Annotated in this window: 8 protein-coding genes and 2 rRNA genes; 5 read left to right on the forward strand and 5 right to left on the reverse strand. The window is 59.9% G+C overall.

Features of this window, described 5'->3' with window-relative positions; all coding sequences use genetic code 11:
• A 23S ribosomal RNA gene (locus ACJ8HN_RS13610) occupies window positions 1–233 on the forward strand; the annotation flags it as partial.
• A 103-nt stretch (window positions 234–336) separates the two neighbouring features.
• Window positions 337–452, forward strand: a 5S ribosomal RNA gene (gene rrf, locus ACJ8HN_RS13615).
• 166 nt (window positions 453–618) lie between these two features.
• Here the strand turns inward: rrf and actP are convergent.
• The 3 genes from actP to acs form a co-directional block, all read right to left on the reverse strand.
• Complete coding sequence (gene actP, locus ACJ8HN_RS13620; RefSeq protein WP_442523566.1) at window positions 619–2,271, reverse strand: cation/acetate symporter ActP; 1,653 nt, start codon at window positions 2,269–2,271, stop codon at window positions 619–621.
• A complete protein-coding gene (locus ACJ8HN_RS13625) occupies window positions 2,268–2,579 on the reverse strand; it encodes a DUF485 domain-containing protein (protein WP_004930047.1) in 312 nt (103 codons plus the stop codon). Before ACJ8HN_RS13625 ends, actP begins: the two co-directional genes overlap by 4 nt.
• A gap of 91 nt (window positions 2,580–2,670) precedes the next feature.
• Window positions 2,671–4,629: an acetate--CoA ligase gene (gene acs, locus ACJ8HN_RS13630; RefSeq protein WP_442523567.1), complete on the reverse strand. Its 1,959-nt coding sequence runs from the start codon at window positions 4,627–4,629 to the stop codon at window positions 2,671–2,673.
• 901 nt (window positions 4,630–5,530) lie between these two features.
• Here acs and gltP point away from each other — a divergent pair.
• Both gltP and ACJ8HN_RS13640 read left to right on the forward strand, forming a co-directional pair.
• Window positions 5,531–6,847 carry a glutamate/aspartate:proton symporter GltP gene (gene gltP / locus ACJ8HN_RS13635; protein WP_015376334.1) on the forward strand — a complete coding sequence of 439 codons (1,317 nt, stop codon included), beginning with the start codon at window positions 5,531–5,533 and terminating at the stop codon, window positions 6,845–6,847.
• A gap of 274 nt (window positions 6,848–7,121) precedes the next feature.
• Window positions 7,122–8,465 carry a condensation domain-containing protein gene (locus ACJ8HN_RS13640; RefSeq protein WP_342136442.1) on the forward strand — a complete coding sequence of 448 codons (1,344 nt, stop codon included), beginning with the start codon at window positions 7,122–7,124 and terminating at the stop codon, window positions 8,463–8,465.
• A 42-nt stretch (window positions 8,466–8,507) separates the two neighbouring features.
• Here ACJ8HN_RS13640 and ACJ8HN_RS13645 read toward each other — a convergent pair whose 3' ends face one another.
• Together ACJ8HN_RS13645 and ACJ8HN_RS13650 are read right to left on the reverse strand one after the other, a co-directional pair.
• Window positions 8,508–11,603 (reverse strand): amino acid adenylation domain-containing protein, encoded by a 3,096-nt coding sequence (locus ACJ8HN_RS13645; protein ID WP_442523568.1) that lies wholly within the window; start codon window positions 11,601–11,603, stop codon window positions 8,508–8,510.
• A gap of 64 nt (window positions 11,604–11,667) precedes the next feature.
• Window positions 11,668–13,278 carry a condensation domain-containing protein gene (locus ACJ8HN_RS13650; RefSeq protein ID WP_442523569.1) on the reverse strand — a complete coding sequence of 537 codons (1,611 nt, stop codon included), beginning with the start codon at window positions 13,276–13,278 and terminating at the stop codon, window positions 11,668–11,670.
• A 534-nt stretch (window positions 13,279–13,812) separates the two neighbouring features.
• Between ACJ8HN_RS13650 and ACJ8HN_RS13655 the strand changes: the two genes are divergently transcribed.
• A complete protein-coding gene (locus ACJ8HN_RS13655; RefSeq protein WP_442523570.1) occupies window positions 13,813–15,906 on the forward strand; it encodes a TonB-dependent receptor in 2,094 nt (697 codons plus the stop codon).
• Window positions 15,907–15,969 lie beyond the last annotated feature (63 nt).

Consider the following 15,969-nt stretch of genomic DNA (forward strand, 5'->3'; position numbering starts at 1 on the left):
TGAACGCACCACTGGTGTTCGGGTTGTCATGCCAATGGCATTGCCCGGTAGCTAAGTGCGGAAAAGATAAGCGCTGAAAGCATCTAAGCGCGAAACTTGCCTCAAGATGAGTCTTCCCTTGGACTTTGAGTCCACTGAAGGAACGTTTAAGACTAAGACGTTGATAGGCTGGGTGTGTAAGTGCAGCGATGCATTGAGCTAACCAGTACTAATGATCCGTGAGGCTTAACCTTACAACACCGAAGGTGTTTTAGAGACGAAGATATTTTCAGCGAAGTTCCGAGATTGGTTCTGATGGCGACACGAGAGTGAAGCGGTTGGAATGAAACGAATTTGCCTGGCGGCAATAGCGCGGTGGTCCCACCTGACCCCATGCCGAACTCAGAAGTGAAACGCCGTAGCGCCGATGGTAGTGTGGGGTCTCCCCATGCGAGAGTAGGACACTGCCAGGCATCAAACAAAGCCGAAAGCCCTGAACTGACGTTCAGGGCTTTTTGCTATGCGTAAAACGCAAAAAAGCGCAGCTACGCTGCGCTGTTTCTCCGACAAAACAGCCAGAGAAAAGGCCCCGAAGGGCCTTTGATTAGGGTGTGTTTGCTTTTTTCACTTATTATTCGGTCAATGCGAGCTGCCCTGAGAGATGCCCAACCCGGTTTGCGAACGGACAAACTGAGCCCGGAAGCGTTCCCGCTCTTGCTGCCCGGCCAGCGAGCTGTCGGTGATCGAAAACAACCAGGTGCCGACAAAGGCGACGATCATTGAGAACAGCGCCGGATATTCATACGGGTAAATCGGTTTTTCATGGCCGAGGATCTGCACCCAGATCGTCGGGCCGAGGATCATCAGGATCACCGCCGTCAGCAGGCCCAGCCAGCCGCCAATCATTGCGCCGCGAGTGGTCAAACGCGACCAGTACATCGACAGGATGATGATAGGGAAGTTACAGCTGGCGGCGATAGAGAACGCCAGCCCGACCATAAAGGCGATGTTTTGCTTCTCGAACAAAATCCCCAGCGCGATAGCGACCAGGCCGAGCACCACGACGGTGATTTTGGAGACCTTCAGCTCATCGCGTTCGGTCGCCTTGCCGTTTTTCATCACGCTGGCGTACAGATCGTGGGAAACGGCCGAGGCGCCGGCCAGCGTCAGGCCTGCAACGACCGCCAGAATGGTGGCGAAGGCCACCGCCGAGATAAAGCCGAGGAAGAAGTTGCCGCCAACGGCATTGGCCAGGTGCACTGCCGCCATGTTGGTGCCGCCCAGCAGCGCGCCGGTGGCGTCTTTGAACGCCGGATTGGCGCTGACCAGCAAGATGGCGCCGAAGCCGATGATAAAAGTCAGAATATAGAAGTAACCGATAAAGCCGGTGGCGTAGAACACGCTCTTGCGCGCTTCTTTGGCGTCACTCACGGTGAAGAAGCGCATCAGGATGTGCGGCAAACCGGCGGTGCCGAACATCAGCGCCAGGCCGAGCGACAGCGCGGAAATCGGATCGGAGACCAGACCGCCGGGGCTCATGATGGCGATGCCTTTCGGATGCACCTTCACCGCTTCGGCGAACAGGGTATTGAAGTCGAAGTTGACCGACTTCATCACCATCAACGCCATAAAGCTGGCGCCGGCCAGCAGCAGCACCGCCTTGATGATTTGCACCCAGGTGGTGGCCAGCATGCCGCCGAACAGCACGTACAGCACCATCAGGATACCGACCAGGATCACCGCCACGTGGTAGTTGAGCCCGAACAGCAGCTGGATCAGTTTGCCGGCGCCGACCATCTGCGCGATCAGATACAGCGCCACCACCACCAACGAGCCGCAGGCCGACAGGGTGCGGATCGGTTTCTGTTTTAGGCGGTAAGAGGCGACATCGGCAAAGGTATAGCGGCCGAGGTTGCGCAGGCGCTCCGCGATCAGGAACAGAATGATCGGCCAGCCGATGAGGAAGCCGATGGAGTAGATCAGGCCGTCATAGCCCGAGGTGTAGACCAGGGCGGAGATGCCGAGAAACGAGGCGGCAGACATGAAGTCGCCGGCGATCGCCAACCCGTTTTGCAGGCCGGTGATGCGCCCGCCCGCGGTGTAGTAATCCTGACGGGAACGGGTGCGTTTGGACGCCCAATAGGTGATGTAGAGCGTGGCGCCGACAAACAGGATAAACATCACGATCGCCTGGATGTTCAGCGGCTGACGATGCACTTCGCCGCCGATGGCTTCGGCGCAGGCCAGACCGGGCAGCAACAGCAGCGCGGTGGCAGAGAATAAGCGCTTCATTGTTTCACCTCACGCAGAATTTCTGCGGTGAGGCGATCGAACTCGCCGTTGGCGCGAAACACGTAGATCCCGGTCAAGACGAAAGAGATCACGATCAGCCCGACGCCGACCGGGATCCCGCGGGTGATGGTCGATCCGGCGGCGATCGGCGTGCCGAGCCATTGCGGATCGAAGGCGATCAACAGAATAAAGCCGACGTACAGCGCCAGCGTAATCAGCGAAAGCAGCCAGGCGAACCGGCCGCGTTTTCTCACCAGCTCTTTAAAGCGCGGGTTTTCTTCAATCCCTTGATAAATGGTGTCATTCATCAGAGTGTCTCCAGTCGGTATTGAGAGATTACGCCGCGCCAGGGCCGCTCAACGGCGCGTTATCCGAATGAACGGCCTGAAGCGGCGTAAATTATGACGGCACTTTCATTGATTGTTTTTCTTCCAACAGCTTGTCGACTACGGCCGGATCCGCCAGCGTGGAGGTGTCCCCCAGGTTGCTGGTGTCGCCGGCGGCAATTTTGCGCAGGATACGCCGCATGATCTTGCCGGAGCGCGTCTTGGGCAGCGAATCTGTCCAGTGCAGCACGTCCGGCGTGGCGATCGGCCCTATCTCTTTGCGCACCCAGTTGCGCACTTCGGTATAGAGCTCCGGCGTCGGTTCTTCGCCGTGGTTCAGCGTGATGTAGGCGTAGATCGCCTGGCCTTTGATGTTATGAGGAATGCCGACCACCGCGGCTTCGGCGATTTTCGGGTGCGATACCAGCGCAGACTCGATCTCGGCGGTGCCCAGACGGTGGCCGGAGACGTTCAGCACGTCGTCGACGCGGCCGGTGATCCAGTAGTAACCGTCCTCGTCGCGACGGGCGCCGTCACCGCTGAAGTACATGCCTTTGAAGGTCGAGAAGTAGGTTTGCTCGAAGCGGTCATGATCGCCGAACAGGGTGCGTGCCTGGCCCGGCCAGGAGTCGACGATCACCAGGTTGCCTTCGCAGGCGCCTTCCTGCGGTGTGCCGACGTTATCGACCAGCGCCGGCTGTACGCCGAAGAACGGCCGCGTGGCGGAACCGGCCTTCAGCTCGGTGGCGCCCGGCAGCGGGGTAATCATGAAGCCGCCGGTTTCGGTTTGCCACCAGGTGTCGACGATCGGGCACTTTGCGTTGCCTATCTTGTTGTAGTACCACTCCCAGGCTTCCGGGTTGATCGGCTCGCCGACCGAGCCCATGATGCGCAGCGAATCGCGTCGGGTGCCTTCGATCGCCTTGTCGCCTTCGGCCATCAGGGCGCGAATGGCGGTTGGTGCGGTATACAGAATGTTGACCTGGTGCTTGTCGATCACCTGCGACAGGCGATTGACGCCCGGATAGTTAGGCACGCCTTCGAACATCAGCGTGGTGGCGCCGCAGGCCAGCGGGCCGTACAGCAGATAGCTGTGGCCGGTAACCCAGCCCACGTCGGCGGTGCACCAGTAAATGTCGCCGTCGTGGTAGTCAAACACATATTTAAAGGTCATCGCGGCGTACACCAGATAGCCGCCTGTGGTGTGCAGCACGCCTTTCGGTTTGCCGGTCGAGCCTGAGGTGTACAGGATAAACAGCGGATCTTCGGCGTTCACTTCTTCCGGCGGGCAGTCGGCGGAGACGCCCTGGATCAGCTCATGCCACCACAGATCGCGCCCTTCCTGCCAGTAGCCCGGCCTCCCGGTGCGTTGGAACACCACCACGTTGGCGACGCTGACCACGCTGGGATTTTTCAGCGCATCATCGACGTTCTTTTTCAGCGGCACGGCGCGGCCGGCGCGCAGGCCTTCATCGGCGGTGATCACCAGCTTGGCGTTGGAGTCGATAATGCGCCCGGCGACCGCTTCCGGCGAGAAGCCGCCGAAGATCACCGAATGTACGGCGCCGATGCGCGCGCAGGCCAGCATCGCAACCGCCGCTTCCGGCACCATCGGCATATAGATAGCCACCACGTCGCCCTTTTTCACGCCGAGCTTTTTCAGCACGTTGGCGAACTGGCAGACGTCATGGTGCAACTGTGTGTAAGTCACTTTTTTGGATTGGGTTGGGTCATCGCCTTCCCAGATAATGGCGGTTTGGTCGCCGCGCTCGGCCAAATGGCGGTCCAGACAGTTGGCCGCCAGGTTCAACGTGCCGTCTTCAAACCAGCGAATGCTGACGTGGCCCGGATCGAACGAGGTATTTTTAACTTTGGTATAGGGTTTGATCCAATCCAGGATTTTGCCATGCTCACCCCAGAAAGCCTCTGGGTCTTGAACCGACTGTTGATAATACTCTTGGTATTGTGCCGGATTAATCAGGGCGCGTTCTGCAATTGCAGAAGGAATAGCGTGTTTATGCAGTTGGCTCATAGCTTTTCTCCTTGAAGTTGTTAATGATATGTCAACTGAAGGTTAAGTATAGTTTGCTACGATTCTTTGTTTCTTTTTTGCGCGGCAGATCACGCAACAAAGATATTGATTTGTAATCGTTCTGTCGCATTTGCAGGGCATATCTATCTCTTTGGTGCTTAAATCCCCATAAACCCGCATTTTTAACCAAAAACACTTATATAAAGAACAAAAAAGAATAAACAAAGACGGGGGGGAACTGCCTCGATATTAATAGATACGCGCAGGGTCATAATTATTTCTCGCTATAAATCTTTTTGGATTATTTTTCGCTATTAATATTCGAAGTTGGTATTAACACCATATAACGATGGACGACATATCGTGAAATAACGTTTTATTAACCTTAATTCCTGATGAAAGGTCGGATGATACCTTATGGCATTCGCTCTGCAATATCGTTCGTTTTTTAATCTGAATATAAAGTGGCGCTGCATTTATGGCCGAAAGTGTCACTCGGTCAATTCTCATTTGTTTGACTTTTAAGTAACAAAATATAAACATTTTATGCGGATTAAATATGCAGAATGGGTGAAAAATAACGCATTTTAATGGCGTTCAAAAAATCGTCGCCGGCGTGCTTGTGTGCTTCATTGTATGAAAAATTATGTTTTTAATAACAAGCAATTATGCCGTTTGAAATAGTAACGCGAAATTTTTGTTATTCGATTCAGCGCTCAACCCTGACAAATCAAGGCTTGCAGAGCATGCCGCCCGGATGATACAGATTTATACTGCGTCGCACCCAGGGCAGGTGAACGCTTCCACTGAATTAACATAAGCCTGTAATAAATGATTAAGTATTCTTTTCGCCGTGTTGCGACTTTGTACGGCGAAAAGGGTCTTTGAGGACTTTTTGGGTATGAAAAGTGTAAAAATTAGCCTGGCTTGGCAAATCCTGATCGCGTTGGTACTGGGTATTATTGTTGGCGCGGTATTGCACAACCAGACCGAATCTCGTGAGTGGCTGGTGAGTAATATTCTCAGCCCGGCGGGCGATATCTTTATTCGTCTGATCAAGATGATTGTGGTGCCGATCGTTATTTCCACGCTGATCGTCGGTATTGCCGGCGTGGGCGATGCGAAAAAGCTGGGCCGCATCGGATTGAAAACCATTATTTACTTCGAAGTGATCACCACCGTTGCCATCGTGGTGGGGTTGACGTTGGCCAACGTATTCCAACCCGGCCACGGCATCGATATGTCGACGCTGACCACGGTGGACATTTCGCAGTATGAGAAAACCACCGAACAGGTGCAAAGCGGTTCGCACAGCCTGGTGGCGACCATTCTGTCGCTGATCCCGTCGAACGTCTTCTCGTCGATGGCCAAGGGCGACATGTTGCCGATTATCTTCTTCTCGGTGCTGTTCGGTCTGGGGCTGTCGTCGTTGCCGAAAGAGACCAAAGAGCCGCTGCTGAAGGTGTTCAAGGCGGTGTCCGAAAGCATGTTCAAAGTCACCCACATGATCATGCGCTATGCGCCGATCGGGGTGTTTGGCCTGATTGCGGTCACGGTAGCCAACTTCGGTTTCGCTTCGCTGCTGCCGCTGGCCAAACTGGTGGTGCTGGTGTACTTCGCCATCGCGTTCTTCGCCCTGGTGGTGCTGGGGGCGGTCGCCCGGCTGTGCAACCTGCGCATCTGGACGCTGATCCGCATCCTGAAAGACGAACTGATCCTGGCTTATTCCACCGCCAGCTCGGAAACGGTGCTGCCGCGCATCATCGAAAAGATGGAGGCTTACGGCGCGCCCAAGTCGATCACCAGCTTCGTGGTGCCGACCGGCTACTCCTTTAACCTGGATGGCTCGACGCTGTACCAGAGCATCGCCGCCATCTTTATCGCCCAGCTGTACGGCATCGAGCTGTCGTTGGGGCAGGAGATCGTGCTGGTGCTGACGCTGATGGTCACCTCGAAAGGGATTGCCGGCGTGCCGGGCGTCTCGTTCGTGGTGCTGCTGGCCACGCTGGGCAGCGTCGGCATTCCGCTGGAAGGCCTGGCGTTCATCGCCGGCGTGGACCGTATCCTGGATATGGCGCGCACCGCGCTGAACGTCGTGGGTAACGCGTTGGCGGTATTGGTGATCGCCAAATGGGAGCACCAGTTCGATCGCAAGAAGGCGCTGGCCTACGAAACGGAGTTTCTGGCGCAGAAGGTGAAGCCGGCCAATCAGGCCTAATCGCCGAGTCTCGCCGATGTTAAAAACGCCCCGGGCAGTTGTGCCGGGGCGTTTTGTTTTTATGGCCCTTCAACCTGCCGCTTTCTTTTCTTTGCCCTACTGCGCGACTTGCATCCCCGCTTAACAGAATCTAAAGTGTTACCAAATTAATAGAAATGATAATAGATGTTATTATCATTTTCATTTAATGATGTATGGAGACACGCAAAAGCCGTTGAACGGCGGGGTTACGCCCGTTCGGCGTCTTTATTCGGGCTTATCAAAGGTAGGTAACATGTCGGACACCGCTTTGGCCTCTGAATGGTTGCCGCTGGCGCCAGCGCAGCTTGATTTCTGGGAAGAACACACCTTGCACCCCGGGCAGACCCTGTCCACCGTCGCACACTGCACCGAACTGTGCGGCGCGGTAGAGGAAGAGACGCTCTGCCGGGCGATCGCCACTACCCTCGCCGAGACGCAGGCGTTTGCCCTGCGCTTTGGTGAGCGGCGTGGCGACGCTCCTCCGCCGTTACGGCACGATCCACAACGCATACCGCCATTACAACGCATCGATCTGCAAACGCACGGCGATCCCTGGCAGGCGGCGCAAAGCCTGATGCGCGAAGATATCGCGCAGCGCCGGGCGCTGCACAGCGAGCCGCTAGCCGCCGCCTGGCTGCTCAAGCTGGGGCCGGAGCGCTACCTCTGGTACGTGCGTGCGCACCATATTCTGGTTGATGGCTTCGGCATGGCCTTGATTGAACACCGCTGCGCCGCGTTATATGCGCACTATCTGGGTGAAGGCAGCGCGGGTATTCCCTTTGGCGCCTTTGACGCCTTTCAACAGGCCGAGCTGGCCTACGCTGATTCTGAGCGATGCGAGCGCGATCGGCGCTTTTGGCAGAGCTATCTGCCGCCGTCGCAGGCGCTGCCGACGGTGCGCAAGGGCGGTGAGGCCTATGGCGTGCGGCGTCTAAGCACCCACCACCGGCTGCCGGCGGCGGTATCGCAACGGCTGGCACAGCTGGCGGAACGCAGCGGCATCAATTGGCCCGACTTGCTGGTGGCGCTGTCGGCGGCCTGGCTGTTTCAGGTGATGCCGCGCGACACCCGACAAGGCGATACGCTGCCGATGTGGATGCCGGCGATGAATCGCCGCGGGCAGGCTGCCACCAACGTGCCTTCGCTGGCGGTCAACACGCTGCCGCTGCTGGTGTCGCCACCCCCGTCGGCGACGCTGGGAGATTTTCTGATGACGATGGCGCAGCAACTGCGGGAGCTGCGCAGCCACGCCGGCTACCGCCTGCGTCAACTGGCCGCCGATCGCGGCGTGGAGCCAGGCTCGCGCTTCTTTATTTCTCCTTTCATCAACGTGCAACCCTTCGATGCGCCCCGGTTTACCGGCTGCAGCGGCACCCGCCGCGTATTGGCCGGCGGTTCGGGCGACGGTTTTAATCTGACTTATCGCGGCCGCACCGACGCCCGCGATCTGCAGGTCGATATCGATATTTATCTGGAACAGTTCCCGACGGAGGATGTGCTGGACTATGGCGAGGCGCTGCAAGAGTTTCTGTTGCGCGCGCTGCAGCGGGAAGCCTGGGAACAACCGCTGGCGGCTCTGACGGCGTTGCCTGCCTGATAAAGTGCGGGCGGGGGATGCCCCCGCCCGAGTTTTATGGCATCAGTTGGCCAGCAATGCCACCACTTCGCGCGCGTTCTTGCATGGCAGGAGCGAACTGCTTACCAGCCGGGTGCCGAAAGCGTCATTGAGGCGCTCCGCCACCTGTTTGATATGCGGCAACTTCAGCCCCATGGTGATAAACGCCGTCTCTTCCCCCCATTCCGGGCGTGGCGTTACGCCGATCGCCTGCCAGTAAATAGTCAGGATCTCTGCGCTGCGCGCCAAAGGCGCGTTCGGCGGCGGCGCCGCACAGGCGTTCAGCGCCGGCGCGGTTTGCTGGTCGCTCAGATCGGCGCGGATGCGATGGCGGTCGGTTTTGCCGTTGGCGGACAGCGGCAGCGCCTCGGCATGGATAAAGCGCGTGGGAATATGGGTGCAGGGCAGATAGCCGGTGGCGAAGGCGCGGATCTCGGACAGCGGCAGCGGTTTGCCGTCGCGGGTCAGATACAGGGCGCCGAGCGCCGCTTCGTTGTTCTCTCCGCTGGGATAGTCCACCACCACCATATCCAGGATCGCCGGATGGCGGCGCAGCACATCTTCGATTTCCGGCAACGAGACGCGCACGCCGCGGATCTTCACATAGCCGTTCACCCGGGTGGCGAACATGATGTTGCCGTCCGCACGGTAGTAGCCCCGATCGCCGGTGCGGAAAGCGCGCAGCGGTTGCCCGTCCGGCCCTTCGAGGGTGACGAAGTCATGCTGCTTCAGCTCCCCCTGCTCCAGATAGCCCAACGCCAGGTTGACCCCGGCGGTATAAATGCGGCCGACCACGCCGGCCGGGCAGTGGCTGCCGTCGTCATGGCAGATGAAGTAGCGGTTGGCCGGGAGCGGGCGGCCGTAAGGCACGGTGCCGCTCTCCTGCGGGGCGATCGGGTGCCAGATGCTCCAGATGGTGGTTTCGGTCGGCCCGCCGAGCGAGAACAGCGCGAGATCCGGGCGCAGGGTGCGCAGGGTTTGCACCGTCGCCGGCTTGATGTAGTCGCCGCCTTGCGCCACCAGGCGCAGCGAACGCAGACTGTCGGCCGTTTTGCAGGTGAGCAGCATCTCCAGAATGGCGGGCACCGAACACCACAGGGTGACCCGATGCTTTTCCACCAGCTGGTTCCAGCTGATGGCGTCCTTTTCCTGATGCGGCGCCGGCAGCACCAGCGTGGCGCCGGCGCACAGCGAACCGAACAGATCGAACATCGACATGTCATGGTGTGGCGGCGTGACGGAAATGAATACGTCGTCGACGGTGACCGCCCAGCGTTGCTGAGTCTGGTGGACGACGTTGGCGGTGGCGCGGTTGTTGAGCACCACGCATTTGGGTTTACCGGTGGTGCCGGAGGTATACAGGTAGTAGCTCGCGGCCTGGCTGGCGCTGCGTTCCGCCAACGTCTGTTCATCCGGCAGCGCAGGCGCGCGATCCGTCGGCGCCAGCAGGGCCGCCGGCGTTACGCCGATCGGCGTCTCCAGATCGCCGCCGTGCACCACCAGCGTCGGCCGGCAGTTTTCCAGCAGGTAGGCGGTGCGCTCCGGCGGCGAGTTGATATCGACAGGCACCCAGATCACGCCCTGCAGGGCGCAGGCGAGGCTGAAGATGATCTGTTCCGGGCTGCGCGACAGATACAGCGCCACCACGTTGCCCGGCTGCACGCCGCGGCTCTGCAGGTTGGCGATCGCCGTGGCGATCCGCTGGCCCAGTTCGCGGTAGGTCAGCGTCTGTTCGCCGCAGATCAGCGCGTTGCCGCCGTTTTGTACGCCAAACAGCCGCTCGGCCAGCTGCGCCAAATAAGGATAAGGTGCGTAATTCGCTTCGCTGTCGTTGTGGCGGTAATGCGTCAGATTGATGAAGTCCCGCGGCGCGATCGCCAGGTCGGCCCGTTGGCAGCTGTGCAGGATGCGTCGCTGCAGTGCCGCCAGCATGGCTTCTACCTGCTCGCCGTGCAGTGCCTGCTCGGCGTAGTCCACGCACAGCTGCAGGTTTTTTTCGCTGTCCAGCGTCAGGCGAATGTCGATGGCGACCTGCGGCGTTTGGGTCAGGCCGTCGTGGAAGCGCACCGGCGCCTCGGCCGGCAGCGTTTCCCAGCCCAGGCAGTTGGTCAGGATCACCGGCAGCGCCGGGCCGCCCTGGCTTTGGCCGAGCAACTGCCGCGCCAGATCGACGCCGGAAAACGTCAGGTGGTCGAGCGCGCCGAGCACGTCGTCCTGTAAGGCTTGCGCGCGTTGGATAAAGTCTTCGCCGTGGCGGGAATAGCGCACCGCCACGAAGCTGGAGGCGTTGCCCAGAGCGCCGTCGGCGGCGGGGAACGCTACCGGCACGCCGACGCACAGCTCGCCGTCGGTGGTCCAGTGGGCCAGCGTATCGAGGATCAGCGCCGACAGCAGGCTGTTGCGCAGCAGCGCATGCGGCGATCCCAGACGGCCAAGCCGTTTTATCGTATCGCGCGGCAGCGTCAGGCTGGCGCGGCGATAGCGCGATGAGGTGAGATTGGCGAGCGGGGCGCGCCACGGCAACGCCGACGGCGTGGTGACATCCTGCAGCTTTTCGCGCCAGTAGGCGGCGTCGGCCTGGCGCTGCGCCGCCGATGCGGTGGGGAGCGGCAGCGCGGCGGCGGTCGGCGTCAGAGGGCGATCGTCGAACAGGCGTGCGATCACGGTGGAGATCCCTTGGCCGTCGAGGATCAAGGCATCGAAACTGGTAAAGATCAGCGTATCGTACGGCGATCCCGTCGGATCCTGCTGTTCGGCAAGTTGGATCACGGCGATGCGCCACAGCGGTTGGCTCGGATCGTGGCGCTGGTGGGAGTAACGCTCGCGCAGTTGTTCGACCTGGCGCTGCGCCGCTTCGCCATCAAGGGCGCGCAGATCGTGACGATCCAGATGCAGCGTCACCTCCGGGCGTACGTGCTGCGTGCCGCGCTGCACATCAATGCAGGTGCGCAACGCCGGGTAGTGCTGTACCAGCTCGCTCAGGCGCGCTTCAAAGCGCGGCATATCCGGCTGCCGGGCGCGGTATTCGCGAAAGTCGTGCATCGCCACGCCGCCGAGCGGCCATCGATCGCTGCGGCCCAGAAGATAGGCCTGCTGCAGTGCGGTTAATGCTGTCTCCATGGTACTTCCCTATAGTCGCTAACCGATTAAAACGAGCCGGGCGCCGCGCGCCCGGAAACCGATCTCAGTGCTGCGGCGCCAGCGCGGCGAGCAGCGTTTTCGCATGCTTTCCTGCCTCGGGCGAGCGTTGGCAGATCAGCGCCGCCAGCGCCGCAGGGGAGGAATGCGCCGCCAGATCCTGCGCCGTCAGCGCCGCAGCCAGATACTTGTTGAGCACCGTCAGCAGCGCGTTCACCCCGGCATCCGGCAAGGCCAACCGGCGGATATCGTCGTGGTCGCGCAAGCCGGCCCCGGGGGCCACCCGCGCCAGCAGCCGATGCAGCACCTGGCGCACCGGCGCCTGCTGCGCCAGCGCGTCGGGCGTGCATTGCGCCAACAGCTGCGACAGCGGGCGATCGAACGCCTCCGTTTGCCGCGCGGCCAAGTGCAGCAGCGCCCGGTAACAGGCCAGCAGGCGTGGCAGCACCTGCTCGGGGAACGCATCCAGCCGCACGTCCCAGTTGATCAGAATGCCGTCGTCGACGTGGGCGACCTGCGCATCCAGCGCCACCTGCGGCCCCTGAGAGATGACCCAGCCGAGATGGCCGAAGGTGTCGGTGACCCGTTCGGAAAACAGCGTCTTGCCGCGGATGCCAAAACCGGCGGTAAACACCACCGGCGAAGGCTGCAGGCTGCCGTGCAGGCGCGACAGATCGCGCATCACGCTCACGCCGGGGTAATCCGCATGCTCGATCAGCTCCGCCAGCTGTGCCATCAGGCGCCGGCAGAAAGCGCTCAGATTTTCCGTCGGGTTCAGTTCCACGCCTAGCAGCACCAGGTTAGAGAAATCGCCGATGAGGCGATGCGCGTCCTCCCGTTCGCTCTCGCGGTGGAACAGCGGCACGTTGAGCCGAAAGCGCGTCATGTTCCAACCCTGGCCGACGGCCAGCGCGAACAGCGCTAAAAACAGCGTCGAGAGCGAGGTGTGATGCCGTTTGGCGGCGCTCTCCAGCGCGCGGCTTTCTTCCGCATTCAGCTGTATGGCCAGGCGATCGCTGCGGCAGCGGTCCGGCGTGCGCAGCAGGCGCGGCGCCGGTGGCACCTGCGCCAGGCGCTCACGCCACCAACGCTGGCCGCGTTCGCGCCGCTGGCGCAGCGCCTCGTCGGCGTCGCGTTGTTCGAGGTGATCGAAGTAGGCCGGCGGCGCGTCATGGGAGGGGGCCGGTGGGCACTGGTGATAAAACGCCGTCAGATCTTCCATCAACAGGCGAAAGCTCATGGCATCGCCGGCGATCATATCGAGATCGACATGCAGGCGGCTGCGCCCTTCCGGCAACAGGCTCAGGCTGATATCGCAGGGCACGCCCTGTTCCAGCGGCAGCAGCTGGGTACTTTTCGCCTGGCGTTTGGCGGCGAGCGCGGCCGCCAGCTTCGCTTCATCGGCATGTTGCCAGTCGTCGATATGCAAGGAGTGCCGGGGGCCGGGAGGCGCGATCGTCTGCCGGCCATCATCGGTAATGCGCAGGCGTAACAGCGGATGGTGCAGGTACAGCGCCTCGACAGCCTGGCGCAGCCGGGCGATGTCCAGCTCGCCGCCGTCGAATTCCGCATACAGGTGGGCGGCCATGCCGCCGAGGGGAGGAGCGGACTGTCGGCCTACCCAATAGGCGGCCTGCATCGTGGTCAAAGCTTTCATCGGGTATCCATTTTGATTCAGCCAACGAGACTGCAAGAATATATCCAAATGTTAATAGGAATGAAAATTATTATTATTTAATCCATTTGGCGTGAAGGTGCTATTTATAAGGGGTTTTAGCGATGCCGGGCAGGTAGGGCTTTGGAGGTGAATAATTTATCTATATTATTCTTAGCATTGAAATGATTGCTTGTTATTACAGCGCTTGTTTTACCTGCAAAAGTATAAGGCTTTCTGGCTGTTTCCGTGCTCGGCTCCTCATCTTTGTTGATAATGATTTGCATTATAAAATGCAAAATATTATCATTCTTAACACTCTTTTACGTTTTTATACAAGCTGCCGGCCGCTTCGCCGGCGGCTTGGCCGTGGACGGGGCCGCGCTCGTTTGGCCGCGAAAAACATGGGTTTGCCGCAGGGATAAGCAACAGCAAGGCCGGGAAGGCCGCAGCGTCATGGTCTGTGTGAGTGTCGATGTAGGTTGTGTAAAAAAAATCAAATTTTGTGCACCTCTGGGATGAAAGGAGAAGACATCTATGGGCAAGCATTTTGCGGCTCAACGGCATGAAAGCGTAGGAAACGGGGAAAAAGCGGGGATGAAAGCCATTGGGGCGTTTTCCTCCGTATTTTTAGGGGTTTGTTCACTGGCGATCGGTAACGTCAACGCGGCGGAAACGAAGAGCAACGAAACCTACCAGGACGCGGAAACGCTGCTGGTTACCGGTGAGAAGGTCAAACGTTCTATTTTCGACACCAGTTCCAGCGTGCAGGTGTTCGACAGCAACCGCATCGCATCGATGCCCGACGCAGTGCAGATCCCCGATCTGCTGCGCATGACCCCCAACGTGGTGGATCTGGGCATCGGCAACGAACTTCCGACCGTGCGCGGTATCGACGGTTCCGGTCCGAACGTCGGCGCCAACGCCTTCCTCAGCGGCACCCGCCCGCGCCTCAACCTGTCGTTGGACGGCCGTTCGCTGACCTATAACGAACAGGCGTTCGGCCCGCAGTCGCTGTGGGATCTGGATCGCGTCGAAGTGTTCCTCGGCCCGCAAAGCTACATTCAGGGGCGCAACGCCATCGCCGGCGCCATCGTCATGGCCAGTAAAGATCCGACCTTCGAGTGGGAAAGCGCCTTCAAGGGCGGCGCCGGCAACCAACACTCTTCGCAACTGGCCGCCATGGCGTCCGGCCCGCTGGTGGAAGATCAGCTGGCGTTCCGCGTGAGCGTCGATCGCCAGCGCCGCCGCAGCGAGGCCGATCTGCCGGCCTATGCGCCGGTGGGCGATCCGCGAGAAGTGGAAGCCACCACCGCCCGCGCCAAGCTGTTGTTCAATCCGGCCGGCTTGCGCGACCTGACTACCAAACTGACCTTTAACCATTTCGGCAGCACCGCACCACAGAACGAAAGCCTCAACCCGCAGCCGCACCCAACCAATCCGCGCCACGATCCGCGCCGCGCCGTGTTCAAAAGCAACATGAACAGCACCATCTGGGATCTGGCCTGGGAGGCCTCCGATGCGCTGACGTTGGAAAACCGCGTTATCTATACCGATTTCAACATCAACCGTCCTACCGCTTACAACATCCAATACGCCGAGATTGACGGCCAGGAAGTTCACGTAGAGCCGGTGGTGCGCTTCGGCGGCGCGGGCAGCCGCCTGCACGGGCTGGCTGGGCTGCGTTATTTCCACGGTACGCAGGATGAGTTCGTCAACATCTTCGGCGGATCGACCTTCAAGGATAAAACCGATACCCATTCGGCGTTCGCTGAGCTGACCTATGCGCTGACGCCGCAGGTGGACGTGACCGCCGCCAGCCGTCTGGAACGCGAACACCGCCGCCGCGACGGCGGCAGTCAGGCGGTACGTATCGACTTCGATGAAACCTACACCGTGTTCCTGCCGAAGCTGGACGTGGCCTGGAAACCGACGGATACCCAAACCTACGGCGCCAAGATCGCGCGCGGCTATAACGCCGGCGGCGGCGGCATCACGATCGGCACGCCGGTGGTCAGCTATACCTACGGTTCCGAGTATGTGTGGAACTATGAGCTGTATACCCGCCATCACCTGAAAGACGCCAACGTGGTGCTGACGGGTAACATCTTCTACAACGATTACAAAGACATGCAGCTGCCGTACTCGTTGGGTGAGAACTCCAGCGTGATCCGCAACGCCGACAAGGTGGAAACCTACGGCGCGGAAATCGGCGCCACCTGGCAGCCGCGTTGGGACTTTGAGCTGTTCGGCAACCTCGGCCTGCTGAAAACCGACATCAAGAAATTCTCGGGCAGCGGCGTGGAAGGGCATGAGCTGGCGCGCGCACCGGCTTACACCGCCAATATGGGCGCCAAATATCAGTTCCTGAAAGGGTGGGAGCTGAGCAGCAACGTGGCGTTCTCGGACTCCTATTACTCGGCGTATGACAACGATTCGCGCGGGCGTATCGGCTCCTATTGGACGGCCAACGCCCAGCTGGCTTACACCTTCGACTACGGCCGCGCCACGCTGTATGCGAAAAACCTGTTTGATTCCGACCGCCGCGAGATGGTCAGAAGTAATGACATCTACACGGCGACCCTGCAGCGAGGCCGCCTGGTCGGCGCGGCGGTTGAGCTGAATTTCTAACGCTATCGCGATGACGGGGGACGAATGTCCCCCGTTTTATGCGCTATCCCGGCACGGCCGGGC

Origin of the sequence: Serratia sp. CY29653 (assembly GCF_052169255.1) — a bacterium.
In the GTDB taxonomy this organism is placed as follows: Bacteria; Pseudomonadota; Gammaproteobacteria; order Enterobacterales; family Enterobacteriaceae; genus Serratia; species Serratia sarumanii.

Excerpts from the sequence above, each read along its gene's own strand:
- ACJ8HN_RS13645 (WP_442523568.1), bottom strand. The coding sequence starts at position 11,603 with ATGGAGACAGCATTAACCGCACTGCAGCAGGCCTATCTTCTGGGCCGC.
- ACJ8HN_RS13650 (WP_442523569.1), bottom strand. The coding sequence starts at position 13,278 with ATGAAAGCTTTGACCACGATGCAGGCCGCCTATTGGGTAGGCCGACAG.
- acs (WP_442523567.1), bottom strand. The coding sequence starts at position 4,629 with ATGAGCCAACTGCATAAACACGCTATTCCTTCTGCAATTGCAGAACGC.
- ACJ8HN_RS13625 (WP_004930047.1), bottom strand. The coding sequence starts at position 2,579 with ATGAATGACACCATTTATCAAGGGATTGAAGAAAACCCGCGCTTTAAA.
- actP (WP_442523566.1), bottom strand. The coding sequence starts at position 2,271 with ATGAAGCGCTTATTCTCTGCCACCGCGCTGCTGTTGCTGCCCGGTCTG.
- gltP (WP_015376334.1), top strand. The coding sequence starts at position 5,531 with ATGAAAAGTGTAAAAATTAGCCTGGCTTGGCAAATCCTGATCGCGTTG.
- ACJ8HN_RS13655 (WP_442523570.1), top strand. The coding sequence starts at position 13,813 with ATGGGCAAGCATTTTGCGGCTCAACGGCATGAAAGCGTAGGAAACGGG.
- ACJ8HN_RS13640 (WP_342136442.1), top strand. The coding sequence starts at position 7,122 with ATGTCGGACACCGCTTTGGCCTCTGAATGGTTGCCGCTGGCGCCAGCG.